General features: G+C 65.7%; 11 protein-coding genes and 4 tRNA genes. 5 read left to right on the top strand and 10 right to left on the bottom strand.

Annotated features, from left to right (window positions below; all coding sequences use genetic code 11):
• Window positions 1-33: 33 nt before the first annotated feature.
• Complete coding sequence (locus AB0C34_RS12975) at window positions 34-699, bottom strand: nitroreductase (RefSeq protein ID WP_357070732.1); 666 nt, start codon at window positions 697-699, stop codon at window positions 34-36.
• A gap of 211 nt (window positions 700-910) precedes the next feature.
• Here AB0C34_RS12975 and AB0C34_RS12970 point away from each other — a divergent pair, with 211 nt between their 5' ends.
• On the top strand, window positions 911-2,530 hold the full coding sequence (locus tag AB0C34_RS12970; RefSeq protein ID WP_357070729.1) for an AMP-binding protein: 1,620 nt from the start codon (window positions 911-913) through the stop codon (window positions 2,528-2,530).
• Window positions 2,531-2,602: 72 nt separating this feature from the next.
• Here the strand turns inward: AB0C34_RS12970 and AB0C34_RS12965 are convergent, their stop codons facing one another.
• Both AB0C34_RS12965 and AB0C34_RS12960 read right to left on the bottom strand, forming a co-directional pair.
• A complete protein-coding gene (locus tag AB0C34_RS12965; protein ID WP_357070726.1) occupies window positions 2,603-3,913 on the bottom strand; it encodes a salicylate synthase in 1,311 nt (436 codons plus the stop codon).
• Between the two features lie 101 nt (window positions 3,914-4,014).
• Complete coding sequence (locus AB0C34_RS12960) at window positions 4,015-4,779, bottom strand: DUF2127 domain-containing protein (protein ID WP_357070722.1); 765 nt, start codon at window positions 4,777-4,779, stop codon at window positions 4,015-4,017.
• A 101-nt stretch (window positions 4,780-4,880) separates the two neighbouring features.
• Between AB0C34_RS12960 and AB0C34_RS12955 the strand changes: the two genes are divergently transcribed.
• Entirely contained in the window at window positions 4,881-7,343 is a 2,463-nt protein-coding gene (locus tag AB0C34_RS12955) for a glycerol-3-phosphate 1-O-acyltransferase (protein ID WP_357070719.1), read from the top strand.
• Window positions 7,344-7,428: 85 nt separating this feature from the next.
• On the top strand, window positions 7,429-8,838 hold the full coding sequence (locus AB0C34_RS12950) for a 1-acylglycerol-3-phosphate O-acyltransferase (RefSeq protein ID WP_357070716.1): 1,410 nt from the start codon (window positions 7,429-7,431) through the stop codon (window positions 8,836-8,838).
• Between the two features lie 123 nt (window positions 8,839-8,961).
• Here the strand turns inward: AB0C34_RS12950 and AB0C34_RS12945 are convergent, their stop codons facing one another.
• The 7 genes from AB0C34_RS12945 to AB0C34_RS12915 form a co-directional block, all read right to left on the bottom strand.
• Complete coding sequence (locus tag AB0C34_RS12945; protein ID WP_357070713.1) at window positions 8,962-9,681, bottom strand: polyprenol monophosphomannose synthase; 720 nt, start codon at window positions 9,679-9,681, stop codon at window positions 8,962-8,964.
• A 317-nt stretch (window positions 9,682-9,998) separates the two neighbouring features.
• On the bottom strand, window positions 9,999-10,181 hold the full coding sequence (locus AB0C34_RS12940) for a hypothetical protein (protein WP_357070711.1): 183 nt from the start codon (window positions 10,179-10,181) through the stop codon (window positions 9,999-10,001).
• 542 nt (window positions 10,182-10,723) lie between these two features.
• A tRNA-Phe gene (locus AB0C34_RS12935) sits at window positions 10,724-10,797 on the bottom strand.
• A 58-nt stretch (window positions 10,798-10,855) separates the two neighbouring features.
• A tRNA-Asp gene (locus AB0C34_RS12930) sits at window positions 10,856-10,929 on the bottom strand.
• A gap of 29 nt (window positions 10,930-10,958) precedes the next feature.
• Window positions 10,959-11,031 (bottom strand) — tRNA-Glu (locus AB0C34_RS12925).
• Between the two features lie 93 nt (window positions 11,032-11,124).
• Entirely contained in the window at window positions 11,125-11,790 is a 666-nt protein-coding gene (locus AB0C34_RS12920; protein ID WP_357070708.1) for a TetR family transcriptional regulator, read from the bottom strand.
• Window positions 11,791-12,789: 999 nt separating this feature from the next.
• Window positions 12,790-12,862 (bottom strand) — tRNA-Lys (locus tag AB0C34_RS12915).
• Window positions 12,863-13,345: 483 nt separating this feature from the next.
• On the opposite strand from AB0C34_RS12915, the gene AB0C34_RS12910 reads away from it, so the two are divergent.
• A complete protein-coding gene (locus tag AB0C34_RS12910) occupies window positions 13,346-14,341 on the top strand; it encodes an alpha/beta hydrolase family protein (protein WP_357070705.1) in 996 nt (331 codons plus the stop codon).
• Between the two features lie 229 nt (window positions 14,342-14,570).
• Window positions 14,571-14,726, top strand: a complete 156-nt coding sequence (locus AB0C34_RS12905; RefSeq protein WP_357070702.1) for a hypothetical protein — start codon at window positions 14,571-14,573, stop codon at window positions 14,724-14,726.
• The last annotated feature ends 168 nt before the right edge of the window (window positions 14,727-14,894 follow it).

Below are 14,894 nucleotides of genomic sequence, written 5' to 3'. Positions count from 1 at the left end.
ATTCAACATTAAATTGCCGTGAAAAGCGGGCAATCAACCGTCGACGAACGTGACCGTCTCGTCGAGCGGGGCCCGGCCGGTACGGACATCACGCACCGCGCAGTCTTCCCACCCGATCGACATGCCACAAAATAGGATCAGCCCTTCTGGGGGTGACAGGACCTCCGCGACGGACTCGTGGCACCTCGCCCACGCCATCTGCGGGCAGCTGTGCAGCCCTTCGGCGCGCAACAGCAGCATGACGGTCTGCAGATACATCCCGACGTCGGCCCACTGTGGTGGACCCAAGTCACGGTCGATGTAGCAGAACAGGGCGGCGGGTGCGCCGAAACAGTCCCAGTTGGCAATGGCCGCCCGTTGGCGCGCCTCCCAGTCCTCGCGCGCCACGCCGAGTGCACCGTAGCGCTGCTTACCGAATGCCGATCGGCGATCGCAATACGGGGACTTCAGCGCGGACGGGTACATCGCGAACTCCGGCTCATCCCAGGGGACGCCGGTGGCCACGCGCTCGACGGCGCGCTTCTTCAACTCGGCCAGCGGCGCACCGGTCAGCACATAGATGTTCCACGGCTGGAGGTTCGATCCGGACGGCGACCAGGCCGCGGTGGACAGTACGCGCTGTAGCACCTCCCTCGATACGCGCTCGTCGGTGTATCCGCGCACCGCGCGTCGGCTTCTGACCGCCTCATATACGTCCATGATCGCCTCCTTGTCGCCTCCATCTGTTGCATTCCTAACTATCTTATTCAATACTATTTTGTTCGATACTATTCCCGAACACTCGCCCCGGTTTCGGCGCCTCGCCGATCCTTTTCGCGGCGAGCAGCGCCATAGCGGGTCGATGAGATAGGGTTGCCTAACCTATATGAAGAAACTCCGAGCTCGGCTCGGGTTATCTGTGAGGCAGACCGTGACTTCGACTTCCACCACGTCCTCCCCGCATCGCGACGGTTACGTGCCTTTTCCCACACAGACCGCGACGGCGTACCGAGCCGCCGGATACTGGGCCGGACGACCGCTCGGCGATCTGTTGCGCGCGAGCGCGCGAGCGCACCCGCATCGGCCGGCACTACTCGACGACACCGGCTCCCACAGCTACGCCGAGGTCGACGCCGCGGCGGATCGAATGGCCCATGGGCTGCTCGCACTGGGGATCTCGCCCGGTGACCGCGTGGTGGTCCAGCTACCCAACGTGCCGGAGTTCGTGACAGTGCTGTTCGGGCTGCTGCGCGCCGGAATCATTCCGGTCCTCACCCTGCCCGCACATCGCCGGGCCGAGATCGAGCATCTGGCGCGACTTTCCGACGCCGTCGGCTACATCGCGGCCGATCGGTCCGGCGATTTCGACTACCGCGAGTTGGCGACCACCGTGCGCTCGGCAGTGCCCACGCTGCGGCACGTGCTCGTGGTCGGCGATCCCGGTCCGTTCACCGACCTTGCCTCGATTCCCCGCGACGGGGGCGAACTGCCCGAGATCGATCCGACCGACATCGCCCTGATGCTCGTTTCCGGCGGCACCACCGGTCTGCCGAAGCTGATCGCGCGCACGCACGATGATTACGTCTACAACGCGAGTGCGAGCGCCGAAGTATGTCACCTGACCGAAGCGGATGTGTACCTCGCGACATTGCCCGCCGCACACAACTTTCCGCTGGCCTGCCCCGGCATCCTCGGCACCGTCGGCGTCGGTGGCGCAGTCGCCTTCGCCGGTGATCCGAGCCCGGAGAACGCGTTCGCCGCGATCGAGCGGCATCGGGTCACGGTCACCGCGGTGGTGCCGCCGCTGGCCCAACTCTGGTGCGCCGCCACCGAATGGGAAGATGCCGATCTGAGTTCGTTACGCCTGCTTCAGGTGGGCGGCGCCCGGCTGGCCGAGGTCAACGCCAAGGACGTGACACCCGCGCTCGGCGCCACCCTGCAGCAGGTGTTCGGTATGGCAGAGGGCCTGCTCAACTACACCCGGCTCGACGATCCCGCCGAATTACTGCACACCACCCAGGGCAGGCCATTGTCGCCGTCCGACCAGGTTCGCGTGGTGGACAGCGAGGGCAACGACGTAGCGCCCGGTGCGGAGGGCGAACTGCTGACCAAGGGCCCGTACACGATTCGTGGCTACTATCGGGCGCCCGAGCACAACGCGCGCGCGTTCACCCCGGACGGCTATTACCGCAGTGGCGACCTGGTGCGCCGCCTACCCAGCGGCCATCTCGTGGTGTCCGGCCGGATCAAGGACGTGATCAACCGCGGCGGCGAGAACATCTCCTGCGACGAACTCGAGGAGCACCTGCTCGCCCATCCCGCGGTCCGGCATGCCGCGGCGGTCGGCCTGCCCGACGCGGCGCTCGGCGAAAAAGTCTGTGCTGTCCTCGTCGTCGATGGCGAGATGCCAACGCTGGCCGAGGTCAAGGCGTTCTTGGCCGCCCGTGGCCTGGCCACCTATAAGCTGCCGGACCTGCTTCGCCGTAGGGACAGACTTCCGATTACGGCGGTCGGCAAAATCGATAAGAAGGCGCTGCGCACCGAGAACTGACCGTTGGCGCACGGTCGGACCGAAATCGCCGACGGGCAGCGCACCATCGATGCGCTGCCCGTTTCCCGGAACCTAGGCCCGCACCACATACGGCGCGACACTGCCCAGCTTCTCGCAGGTCTCCTCGAATTCCCGCTCCGGCTCCGACTGACCGACGACACCCGCGCCCGCACGCAACCAGGCGCCCTCGGTGTTCTGATATACCGCGCGTAACACGAGCGTCGCCTCCAACGCACCCGTCGGCGAAACCGTCACCACTGCACCGGAGTACAGTCCGCGCGGATCGTGGTCGAGCCGAAACACCGCGTCGACGCCCGCGCGTTTGGGAATGCCCGACGCGGTCACCGAAGGGAACAACACCTCGAGCGCGTCCCAGCTGGACCGGTCGGCGGCGAGCCGCCCACGCACGGTGGAGGCGAGGTGCTGCACACTGCCGCGCTCGCGCACCGCCATGAAGTCCGACACCGCCGGGGTGCCGGGATCGGCGACCGCCGAGATCTCCGCGAAGGAGGTCTGCACCGAGATCGCGTGCTCCACAATCTCTTTCGGATCAGTGATCAGATCCATGCGGGCGGCGAGATCGGCTGTGTCACCCCGACCGAACGCGCGGGTGCCCGCCAGTGGTTCGGTCGTGACCACGCGATCGTCGTCCACGGACGCGACCAGTTCGGGGCTGAACCCCGCCGCTTCCAACCCGCCGAGGCGCAGCAGGAATGACCGCGCCGGGGTGTTGTGCGCGCGCCCGAGCCGATAGGTGGCCGGGATGTCGACCACGAACGGAAGATCGACTTTCCTGGACAAGATCACCTTCTGATACCGCCCGGCCTTGATCTCGCCGACCGCCGCGGCCACCCGGTCCCGGTATCCGGTCGGATCGATGCGAACGTCGGCCGGGTGCGCCTGTGGAAGTTCGGTGTTCTGCGACTGCGCGATCAGATCATGAATATCACCGGTCTCCGCCGGCGTCGCGCCGGAGACCTGCACGCCGAACTGCCCGAACCGCACCTCGATACGCGGAATCATCATATGCGCCAAAGTGTTTCGCTGATCCACATGTCTTGTCGCGTCGAGCGCCCACGCACAGAACTCGAAGCCGACCCAGCCGTAGGCGTTTCGGTCCGCCATCGGCAGCGCGGCGAGCGCACGATCGAGTACCCGCGCCGGGTTGCCCTCCCATCGACTTGTGCTGGTCTGCCCTGCCCAGACCACGCGTAACTCCCGCACGTCCAGTTCGACACTGCCGATCGGATCGGCGGCGAACACCCACTCTCCAGGACGCTCATACATGACGTACTCGCCGAACCGATCGGCTCCCGCCAGCCGGGACATCGCTGCCGCCGGATCGGTCACATACTCGACTCGCAAGCGTTCCGTGGTCGACAACTATCCTCCAAGGTAATGCTGGCCTAACTCAAGGAGCTAAGGTTAGCATTACCTGACTACCGTCAGGGTGTTTGTCGCTCACGAAACAGGGTCGCGACCGATCAGCCGAACTCCGTCGCCAACGCGGCGCGTTCGACACTTAGCAAACTCTCCGCATGATGTTCGGCATGATAGGCCGTCGCACCACCGCGTAGGCCGAACAGGCGCTTGCTGTAGACCAGCCAGATCACGGCGGCGATGTTGACCGCCAGCGCGCCGATCCGCAGCACGGTCACCTTCTCGGTCAGTTCATAGATCTCCAGCGGCAGAAACACGCTGGTCGCGACGACGGCGAAATACTCGCCCCAGCGCTTGATCAGCCACAGGCCGAGCGCCTCGATCCTCTGCAACCCGGCGTAGCCGAAGATGCCTATCGCGACCCACAGCAAGACTGTGTTCGACAGCGAGAACGCCTCGCCGATCAGGTGCACGATCTTCGATCGGTCGATGTCCCAGCCGATCTGGTCGGCGAATGGACGCAGCAGTGGCAGGTCCTGGTCGAACGCCGCCCGCATCGTCTCCCGCGACGACCGGAACTTCAGCACCGCCACCCCCGCGACCACCAGCAGCAATCCGCGCAGCAACCGCTCGATCGCGAGCACACGCATCAGCCAGCGGTCGCGCAGCAAGCGTCCGCGAGGCATCTCGGGCGCATGGTCGGCAGGCCCGGACCCTACCGGATTTCCAGGCACAAACGTTCCACAGCGCAGGCAACGCCAGGCCACTCCGGCGACCGTCTCGACCCGCAGTCGGTCGGCCAGCCCCTGCTCATCCGGTGCGTAGGTGTAGTGGCCATGCCAGCCGCACGCGCGCAACGCCCAGTCCATCTGCGCAGCCTAAACCGAACTCGCTGTGCCGAGTGCCTGCGCGCAGGCGGCCCGGCGGGCTTCAATAGGGGGGTGCGTCACCTGCAGAGGGAAGAACATCGATGATCGATCACCGGGGCGGTTCGCCCGCGACAGCCAGGTTCGGGACCGCGCCACAATCGGTGGTGGCCCTGATCGATGCGGCGTCGGGGGTGGAACGCGAACTCGTCGGCGCGTGGTTGGCCGAGGGCGGGATCGCCAAGGAGTTCGGCTCCGACGCACCGGTCACCCAGTTGGACCTGGACGCGGGCGCGGTCGCCGCCCGGCTGGTCGGCCGGCAGGACGATCCGCTGGTGGTACCGGTGCGGGTGCTGTGGCTGCCACCGGAACGCGATGGGGTCCGCCGCATGACGTTCGCCGATCTGGCTCTGCTGACCAACCCACGCAAGCCGAACCGGCTGGTGCAGCGGAAACTCCTGCAATCGCCGGACCGGCACGTCGTATTGACCGGCGCGCCCGCCCTGCTCAGCGAGCTGCGCGCGAACAACCCCGAGGCCTCGGCGCTGTTCACCAAGGGCACCACCGAGCCGTTCGCCCGTGCCATTGTGCGCGCGGCAGTGGTGGCGCTGGAACGCGCCGAGCGCACCATCATCGGCGACCGGTACAAAGTGCCCCGCCTGGTGGCCGAGGAGATCCTCGACTCCCCCGATTTCCTGCGCAGGCTGGAACTGATCGCCGACCAGATCGGCGCGAGCCCGCACGAGGTATACCGTCGCGCGGAGAAGGCGCTCGGCGAACTCGTCGCCGCGCAGAGCAGGCTGGTCTCCGACCTGTTCACCCAGGCGATGCGGCCGGTACACGCCTCGACCTGGAAGGTGGACTCCGATCCTTCCGGACTGGCCGCGCTCCGCGATCTCAATCGCCGGTTCCCACTGGTATTCCTGCCCTCGCACCGCTCCTACGTCGACGCCTTCGTACTCGGAGACGTACTGGCCCGCAACGATTTTCCGCCGAATCATGTGATCGGCGGCGCGAACCTGAGCTTCTGGCCGATGGGCCCGATCGCCCGGCGCACCGGGACGGTGTTCATCCGGCGGAGTTTCGGCGACGACGAGGTATACAAAGCCGCCGTCGAGGAGTACTTCGCCTATTTGCTGGCCAAACGCTTCAACTTGGAGTGGTACTTCGAAGGCGGTCGCACCCGTACCGGCAAACTGCGCCCGCCGCGCTATGGGTTGCTGAACTATCTTGCCGCGGCGGTACGTTCGAACCGGATCGATGACGTCATGCTGGTTCCGGTCTCGATCACCTACGAGCGGCTCAACGAACTCGGCGCCATCGCTTCCGAGCAAGCAGGTGGCACGAAGAAACCAGAAGGGCTGAAATGGCTGGCCCGATACGTCCGCAGCCAACAGCATTCGGCCGGGCACGTGTACGTGCGGTTCGGCGAACCGCTTTCCGCCCGTGATCGCCTCGCGGCCTTCGGCGATCCGCTCACCACTCCGCCGCTGACCATCCCACTGCACCACATCGAACCGATCCCACCGAGCCGCACCGAGGCAGGGACCGTCGACAGCAGTCCGCCGGAGGTCGCCGAACTGGAGCGCAAGGCGGTGCAACGGCTGGCCTTCGAGGTCGCGGTCGGAATCAACGCGGTCACCCCGGTGACGGTCAATGCGCTGGTCACCCTCGCGCTACTCGGCGTGCACGGGCGCGCCCTCACACTCGGTGAGGTGCGCGCGGTACTCGCGCCGGTGCTCGGCTATATCGAGAAGCGTGATCTACCGCGCGGCGAACTCGACGCCCTGCGTGACGAGCAGAGCCTTGCCGTCGTGCTGCAACAGCTCTCGCTGGCCAAGGTCGTCACCGTATACCGCGGCGGGCTGGAACCGGTGTACTCGATCGAGGCGGGCGCACATCTCGAAGCCGCCTTCTACCGCAACAGCGCCGTGCACTGGTTCGTCAACCGCGCCATCCTCGAACTGTCCATCCTCGCGGCGGTGGAAAGCGGCGATACCGACGGGCTGCGCACCGGTTGGCACGAGGCGTTCCGGCTGCGCGATCTGCTGAAGTTCGAGTTCTTCTTCCCCGAGCGAGCCGAATTCGCCGAGCATATGGTCGCGGAGATGCTGCTGATCGATCCGGACTGGCACAGCCGCACCCGTGCGGACACCCTCGGCTCGGATATCCTGACCAACCTCACCACCTCCGGATTCATGATGGCCCACCGCGTGCTGCGCTCCTTCATCGACGCGCAGCTGGTCGTGGCCGAGCGGCTGGCCGCGCGCGCCGCGGGCGACGAGATCGACCGCAAAGCGTTCATCGCCGAAGCCGTGGCCGTCGGTAAGCAGATGATGCTGCAACAGCGGTTGCACAGCCCGGAATCGGTCTCCACCGAGTTGTTCACCAGCGCGCTGAAACTGGCCGACAACTACGGCCTGCTCGATACGGCGCCGCCCGACGCGGTCGCGCGCAGAACGGAACTGACCGAACGGAGACAGGAATTCGCCGCGCGCCTGCGCACCATCGGAAACCGGATCGCCCGAGCCGCCGCACTAGACCCGTCCAACATGGACACTCGGTGAGCGCTCGACGCGCGCGCATCGCGCCGCGGGCCCTGTCGGGTGATCTGACGAACCAGAGACATACCCGCGGTACACAGGAGGTCCGATGACCGACGAGCGCGCTGACCTCGACGCCGCCGTCGCCGCGATTCGCTCCGGGCCGCAAGGCCCCGCCGTCGCCGCGGTCTTCGACTTCGGCGCTGTCGTCGACGGGTTCGCCCGGCCGGGTCCGTTGCGCAGGAGACGACGCCGCGGACTCGAAGACATACTGCTCGGGGGCATCCGCGACGATATGACCGACAGCGAGTACAGCCGGTACCTCGACCTGTTGACGTCAGCGCTCGCGGGAAGATCCGAACAGGAACTGGACCAACTGGGTACCCGCCTGTTCAAGCGCACCATTTACGGTCACCTGTATCCCGAAGCGTGGCGGTTGATCCGGACACACAATGCGGCGGGGCACACGGTCGTGCTGGTCAGCTCGCTGACCCGGTTCCACGTGGCACCCGCGGCGGCGGAACTCGGCATCCAACACGTTCTGTGCACGCCGATGGCCGCCCGCACCGGAGCCGGCGACGGGAAGACACTGTGGCGCGCTGGCAAGGCCGAGGCGGTCCGCGAGTTCGCTGCCGCGCACGACGTGGACCTCTCCCTCAGCTACGCCTACGCCGACGCGGTCGTCGACCTTCCGTTGCTAGCCCTGGTCGGCTATCCGGTGACTGTGCACCCCGAGGGCTCGCCGGCCGAGCGCAGCACCCCGCGGCCCTGGACTCGGCTACGACCGCGGCGGCGCCGCGCGGCGCGCGCGAGGGATTACCTGCGCACCGCGGCGGGATTCGCCGGGCTACTCGGCGGCGCGCTCGTCGGTATCGCGGCGAAGTCGCCAACCAGAGACCGCAGGCAGATGGCCGATGCTCTGATGGCGCACGCGGCGGGCAACACCCTGCGCATCGTGGGCGTCCAACTGCGGATCACCGGCTCCGAGAATGCGAAAGCGCCACGGCCGGCGGTGTTTCTGTTCAACCATCAGAGCCAGTTCGACATCATCATCGTGCCCGAGGTGCTCGGCGGTGGTGTCACTGCCATCGGCAAGAAGGAGTTGACCAAGAATCCGATTTTCGGGCCGCTCATGCGCTTCGTGGGGGTGACGTTCATCGATCGCTCGAACACCGTGCAGGCCAAAGCGGCGCTTCGACCGGTCGTCGAGACACTGCGCAACGGGCTGTCGATCGCGGTGGCCCCCGAGGGAACTCGCTCCTACACCCCGGAGGTCGGTCCGTTCAAGAAGGGCGCCTTCCACATCGCGATCCAGGCGGGAGTGCCGGTGATCCCGGTTGTGATTCGCAACGCGGGCGAGATCTGCTGGCGTAATGCGATGGTCGCTCGCCCCGGAACAGTGGACGTGGCGATCCTCGATCCGATCGACGTTTCGGGGTGGAACCCCGACAACCTGGACGACGACGTCGCGGGCGTACGACAGTTGTTCATCGACACACTGCTGGACTGGCCCAAGTGATCATCGCGTGGGCGCGTTCGCGGCCGAGTGGCCTGGCGGCGATGCACAACGAGATGGCAGGTCGCTGCGCCGTAGCGCCGCGAAACCACGCATCCTACGGATACCAGGTCCGGAGCCCAGCCCTCAGACGGCGCGGCCGAAGAGCAGTTTCCATGGCATCAGTGCCGACTCCACCTGCACCTTGACGCTCATCTTGGAGGCGCCCAGCGTCCGTTCCTCGAACCGGATCGGGACTTCGGCGATGGAGATGCCCTTCTTGATCGTGCGGTAATTCATTTCGACCTGGAAGGAGTAACCGTTGCTGCGGATCGAGGCGACGTCGATGGCACGCAGAGTGTCGGCCTTCCACGCCTTGAAGCCCGCCGTAGCGTCCTGCACGCCGAGGCGCAGAATCAGGTTCACATAGAAGTTGGCCCAGGCTGAGAGTGCCTTGCGATACCACTTCCACTCGGTGGCGGTCGAGCCGCCTGGCACGTAGCGCGAGCCGAGCACGACGCCGGTGTCCGCGGTCTGCAATTTCTCCAGCATGGCCGGTATCACGTCGGCCGGGTGCGATAGGTCGGCGTCCATCTGGATGACCACGTCCGCGCCCTCATCCAACGCCCGCGTGATGCCTGCCACGTACGCGCGCCCCAAGCCGTCCTTCTCGGTCCGGTGCAGCACACCGACCACGTTCGGCAGCTCCGCGGCCAACTTGTCCGCCACCTCGCCGGTTCCGTCCGGCGAGCTGTCGTCCACCACCAGCACGTGCAGGTCGGGCACCGGCAGTGCGGTCAGCCGCTCCACCGCAACCGGCAGATTCTCCCGCTCGTTGTAGGTCGGCACAACAACGGTAACCCTCAAGGGTCGCCCTCCCTGCTGATCCTGGTTTCCGCTCGCAGCCCACGCCAGGACCACCGAGCCTTCGTCTGATTTCTGGAGAACGGTACTTGATGAACCTGACCGCGGGATGAGCGGCCGCGTCACGCGGCGCCGCGGTCGGCACGCCGACCAGCGGCTGGAGATCGACTTCACCGCGCCAGGGAACATCCCGTCGGTCGCGTCCCAGCCCGTCGACGGACGTCACCAAGCTTGTTCCCACACATCGGCTCGAGGCGGATCGGTGGCGTATGCCGGGTGAAAGCCTTTGCCGCACAGTACATCCCGCGGTCGGCCGCCCCTCAATCACCCTCCCGCCAGGCCCGGTCCCTGGCGTCCTCCCGCTCGTTGCGCGCGTGCGCGATCTCCAGCGCCCGCTCGGCCGTCGACTGATCCGGATACGGCCCCATTCGATCGCGGAACCAGCACTGCCGTCCGCGCTCGGCCCGATTGTGCTTCAAGCAGTAATACCAGCGTTCAGCCATAACTCCAGCATCCCACCGAACACCGCCACCGGTTCGAATTTCTCCGTCCGTCGAGACGACCACGACGGGAGAATTTACGCGTAGCCCTACGGGGCTCCGGCAATAGCGGACTGTGTCCGAAACCGGAGCCGGCCCGCAAACCCGAACAAGTCACGTACGGAGGTCGGGCAATACCGGGCGAGAATGCGAACCGCCTTCGATAAACCGGCCGCGATGTGTGGCCTGTCCGACGCGGGCGAATTTCGGGCGATCCAGAGCGCGGCGGCCGATCAGGTGGCGAGTTGTGATGTCCACGCAAGTACGACCCACAAATATTCGAGGCCGGAGCAGACGCCACAGGCACAGCGTCGAGGGGCGACGGCGAACTCCGGTCCCGCCGGTCCGAGGTCTCGACCACAGCGATGCGGAGACGCGTGATACCCGCCCCACCACCGTCGCGTCGACCACTCGGCATCTGATGGTATCGGGAGCAAAACCACCGCGACGCAGCGTTGCTGAACACGAAAATCCCCCCGACACAGGAGATTCGGGGGGATTCTACGTGGCCAGGGCCGGGATCGAACCGGCGACCTTCCGCTTTTCAGGCGGACGCTCGTACCAACTGAGCTACCTGGCCGCAGGCACCCGAAGTGAATGCCATACGCGAAACGCCGGATTACTCCGGCGCTTACTTGCGACCCTGACGGGACTCGAACCCGCGACCTCCGCCGTGACAGGGCGGCGCGCTAACCAACTGCGCCACAGGGCCATGCTCTGCTACCAACGATCCGAAGATCGTACCCCCTACGGGATTCGAACCCGCGCTACCGCCTTGAAAGGGCGGCGTCCTAGGCCGCTAGACGAAGGGGGCTCGTCCCGGATTTCTCCGGACCGGCTTCAACGGCTGTCCGTTGGGAGCTGGGATAGCTTATGACAGACCGGACCAGATCCCCAAACCAGCTGGTCAGAGCGCCAAACCAAGCTCCTCCAGCCGAGCCTGGGCACGCCAGCCGTCAGTGTGGAACTTCGTCAGCCAGTCCGGTGTCGCCATCGCCTCGATCACCACCTCGAGCGCTTCCTCGAACCGTGTCCGCAGATCGACCGGAGCTCCGATCAGATCGATCATGTACCGCTGGCCAGCCAACGCTGCGGCGAGCGTGCGAGCGAATCGGTCGGGGTCGGCGTTCGCACGCAGTTGCCCGTGGTCGATGGCGCGTACGGTCAGCACCCTTGTCGTGCGGCCGAGGATACGACCGCCGCCGGCCTGGACGTCGCGCGAGAAATCCGGCTCGATGATCAATCGATACTCGGCCTGCACGATGATGTCGTGTTCGAGCCGCAACGCGATCTCATCGACCATCCCGTGCAGGATGTCCAACGGGCTGAGATCCGTTCGCGCGAGCCAGCGCTCAGCGGAGACCCGATACCGTTCCACCGCGGTCTCCAGGACCGCGCGGGCGAGATCTTCCTTGGAATCGAAATGGAAGTACATCGCCCCCTTGGTAGCGCGCGACCCTTCCAATATGCGGTTGAGCGATGCAGCGGCATAGCCGCTCTTCCCGAACTCAACGGCGGCGGACCTGATAATCGCCGCACGTGTTCGGCGGGCCCGCTCTTGCTGCCGTGCCATGCTCGAAACGCCTCCGAAGCCTACTCGCCGCCGAACAGCCGAACCCAAAGGAACAGCTCTCGGCGCGAAGTTATGAGTTTTATCAATACTTCAAACCGGGTTCTCGCCCAGTTTCAAACTTTCGGTACGAAAACTTGCGAAAAACCTGAAATACATCAGCTGGTATAGTTTCCTTGCCCGGGTGCGCCGCAGGGGGTGCGCACCCGGGCATTTCTTCGTCTCGGACCTGCCTCCTCCTGCGGCATCGAGTTCCGCCGTGCCGGGACCGGCCGGATCGACCACAACCCCCTCGGGCACATCAACGACACGCTGAATTCCGCAGCGCCAGGCGAGTCGGCGATTCTTCCGGAATTCACCAAGGCGCACCGTACCCGGAAACCCGATGCGACACGCGGCAAACCGTAGAGTCAGGTAGCCATCGCGCTCCACTTTCTGTTACGGCAAGTACCTCGCAACCATATCCCCTCGTCCAGCGGCTCCGCGAATTCGACAGCAGCCCAGCGGCGTTCACCCGAGCCGGCCAACCGGCCGACCGATCGGCCACCGACCACGCCACGCCCGCCAGGCCGCCCCACGAGCCGCGACGCCCTCGGGCCCACCACGCTCAGCGAATCCAAAATCCTTGCTAGCCAACACTATTGGATGATATCCAGGTTCCGGCGAATTGAACAAAGGTGGGTACCAGATATTCACCGGCTGCATCGTCGGTTAGGAACGGCGCGTTACCCGTACGGCCATACGGCCCGGCCGCAGCCTGACCGCCACTGAACACGGCGCCGATCTCGACGCACCAGAGGACGGCCGGCTCCGCTGACCACGGCACCATCTCCCGAACCCGGTATCAGACGCCGGTCGCACGACACCGCCTGTCCGCGCCCCTTCGGCGGTCGAGGCAGCCACCGACTCGAATTCACACGTCGGACCTTCCCGCCAGCGGGAACATCGGGATCGCGCGACGAATGTGGGGCGCGCATGCTCGCAGCCCGGCATCGAAATGAGTGCCCCCTGTAGGACTCGAACCTACGACCTAGTGATTAAAAGTCACCAGCTCTACCAACTGAGCTAAAGGGGCTCGGCTCAAAAGCATAGCCGACCGGGTCTGTAGGGCACGAACCGATTGGAGCGACACCGACCCGGTGACGCGGGGCGAAAAAAATCTGCCGTCGACGCCGGCCGAAGCAAGCGAGGCGTCACCGTCGCGCTCGAAAGACGGAGACGAGGCGGGAAGTCGCATATGCGGAAGTAGACGAGCGCAACTCACCGACTCCAGCTGGCGCCGACCGGCCGACGTGGGCGCGAACGAAAGGCCGCCCAGCCTCGGCTTGTGAGAAAGGCCACAGCAGTGTCGGACGGCGCGACATCGACGACATGTCACCCGTCACCACTCGGTCATGGCGTCGAGGCGACTCTGGAACGATTGCGGCGCAATCTATGATGGTCTTCCGATCCCGGGCGCGGCGCAGCCGCGAGCGCACAGGTGGTGACTCAGCCTGAGCGACAGCCACATTCGGGTCTCCCCGGTCGCTGACCGAGGACGAGGTAGGAGGTATGCGGCGTGGGCACGGCAGCGCGATCTGGGGACCAGCGGGTAATTCGTGGTTGGCTGAGGAAAACGGCCACCGTCATCGCAACAGCTGCGTTGCTCTCGTCGGTCGGTGTCGCGGTGGCTGCCGCCGCCCCGGTCCAGGCGCCGATATCTCGCACCCCAGCGGGCGGGGCGGACAAACTCTCCGTGCCGTCGAGCATGGGGTCGATCGAAGTCCAGGTGCAGTGGGCCGCTCGCGGCGGGAGCGCGGCCCTGTATGTGCTCGACGGTCTGCGCGCTCCGGCCGACCACAGTCAATGGACGACCGACACCGACGCGCTGCGCCAATTCGCCGGAGACGATGTCACGCTGGTGTTCCCGGTCGGTGGTCGCTCCAGCTTCTATACCGACTGGTACCGACCGAGTAGCACCAACCGTCAGGCGACAACGTACAAGTGGGAGACCTTCCTCACCCAGGAGTTGCCCGCATTTCTGCAACGGTTCGGAGTGTCGCGAACGAACAACGCCATCGTCGGGGCCTCCATGGGGGGCAATGCCGCCCTGATGCTGGCCGGCCACCATCGCGACCAGTTCACCTTCGCCGGATCTTTCTCGGGCTTCGTACACCCCACGTTTCCGCTCTGGAACGAAGCGATGCGGGCCGCCATGTGGGATGAAGGCAACTTCAATGTCGACGATATGTGGGGTCCGGCCGCGGACCCCGCGTGGCACCGCAACGACGCCACCGTGCAGGCAGAATTACTGCGCGGGCTGCCGATGTACGTCTCGACGGGCAACGGTCTGCCCGGTCCGCTCGATTTGCCGTACGGAGTCGGCAACACGGTGAACGCGATGAGCCTCGAGGCGATGACGATGACGGCCACCCAGATGTTCCGCGATCGCATCGCCGAGCTCGGAATCGCCGCGCGCGTCGACATCGTCAATGGAACGCACACCTGGCCGTACTGGCAGCAAGCGCTCGCGACCGCGCGGCCGATGATCCTCACGGCGCTCGGTGTGCGCTGACTCGACCGTCACTGCCGAGGTTTCGGGGATCACCACGTGGCCACGTCATCCGGATGCGTCGTCGACACCACCATTCCGACCACGAACCCGGCGAGTTTCCGATCAACCCCCGTGGCGTCGATAAGAGCGATATCGCCCGCCTGTTCATCCGACATATCGACCGGAGCGGGTGGTCCACTGTCTTGCGAATTCCGTCGGTGCGGGCCCAACAGCAGGACTACCCAAAAGAGTGGGATCGCCCGCGGAGGTCGCGGCGAGAGCGATCGTTGCGGGCATTTGCGGGCATCGGGGGATCGCCGACAACGTTTTCGGCAACGACGAGGACACGCTGATCGGTGATCGGCACCACTGCGGCAGCGCAGATAACGCCCTGATCGCGACGTGACGCTGAGCTCCCGGCTCCGACCATTCTGTCGCTCCGAACAAGCAGATGATCGAAGACGACACCCCCATCGCATCGCGGACTCGGTCAATCATGACGGTAGTTCGGCGACATCCGCCCCGTCAGCATTGGCGCCCGCGGACCTCGCACTGCGCAAAACACAGGTAACGC

Origin of the sequence: Nocardia sp. NPDC049220 (genome assembly GCF_040647855.1) — a bacterium.
Lineage (GTDB): Bacteria > Actinomycetota > Actinomycetes > Mycobacteriales > Mycobacteriaceae > Nocardia.
The sequence above is the reverse complement of the archived record's forward strand: the minus strand, read 5'-3'. Positions and strand labels throughout refer to the sequence as shown.

Coding starts and splice junctions, on each gene's coding strand:
- AB0C34_RS12975 (WP_357070732.1), bottom strand. CDS start 699: ATGGACGTATATGAGGCGGTCAGAAGCCGACGCGCGGTGCGCGGATAC.
- AB0C34_RS12960 (WP_357070722.1), bottom strand. CDS start 4,779: ATGGACTGGGCGTTGCGCGCGTGCGGCTGGCATGGCCACTACACCTAC.
- AB0C34_RS12955 (WP_357070719.1), top strand. CDS start 4,881: ATGATCGATCACCGGGGCGGTTCGCCCGCGACAGCCAGGTTCGGGACC.
- AB0C34_RS12950 (WP_357070716.1), top strand. CDS start 7,429: ATGACCGACGAGCGCGCTGACCTCGACGCCGCCGTCGCCGCGATTCGC.
- AB0C34_RS12940 (WP_357070711.1), bottom strand. CDS start 10,181: ATGGCTGAACGCTGGTATTACTGCTTGAAGCACAATCGGGCCGAGCGC.
- AB0C34_RS12920 (WP_357070708.1), bottom strand. CDS start 11,790: ATGGCACGGCAGCAAGAGCGGGCCCGCCGAACACGTGCGGCGATTATC.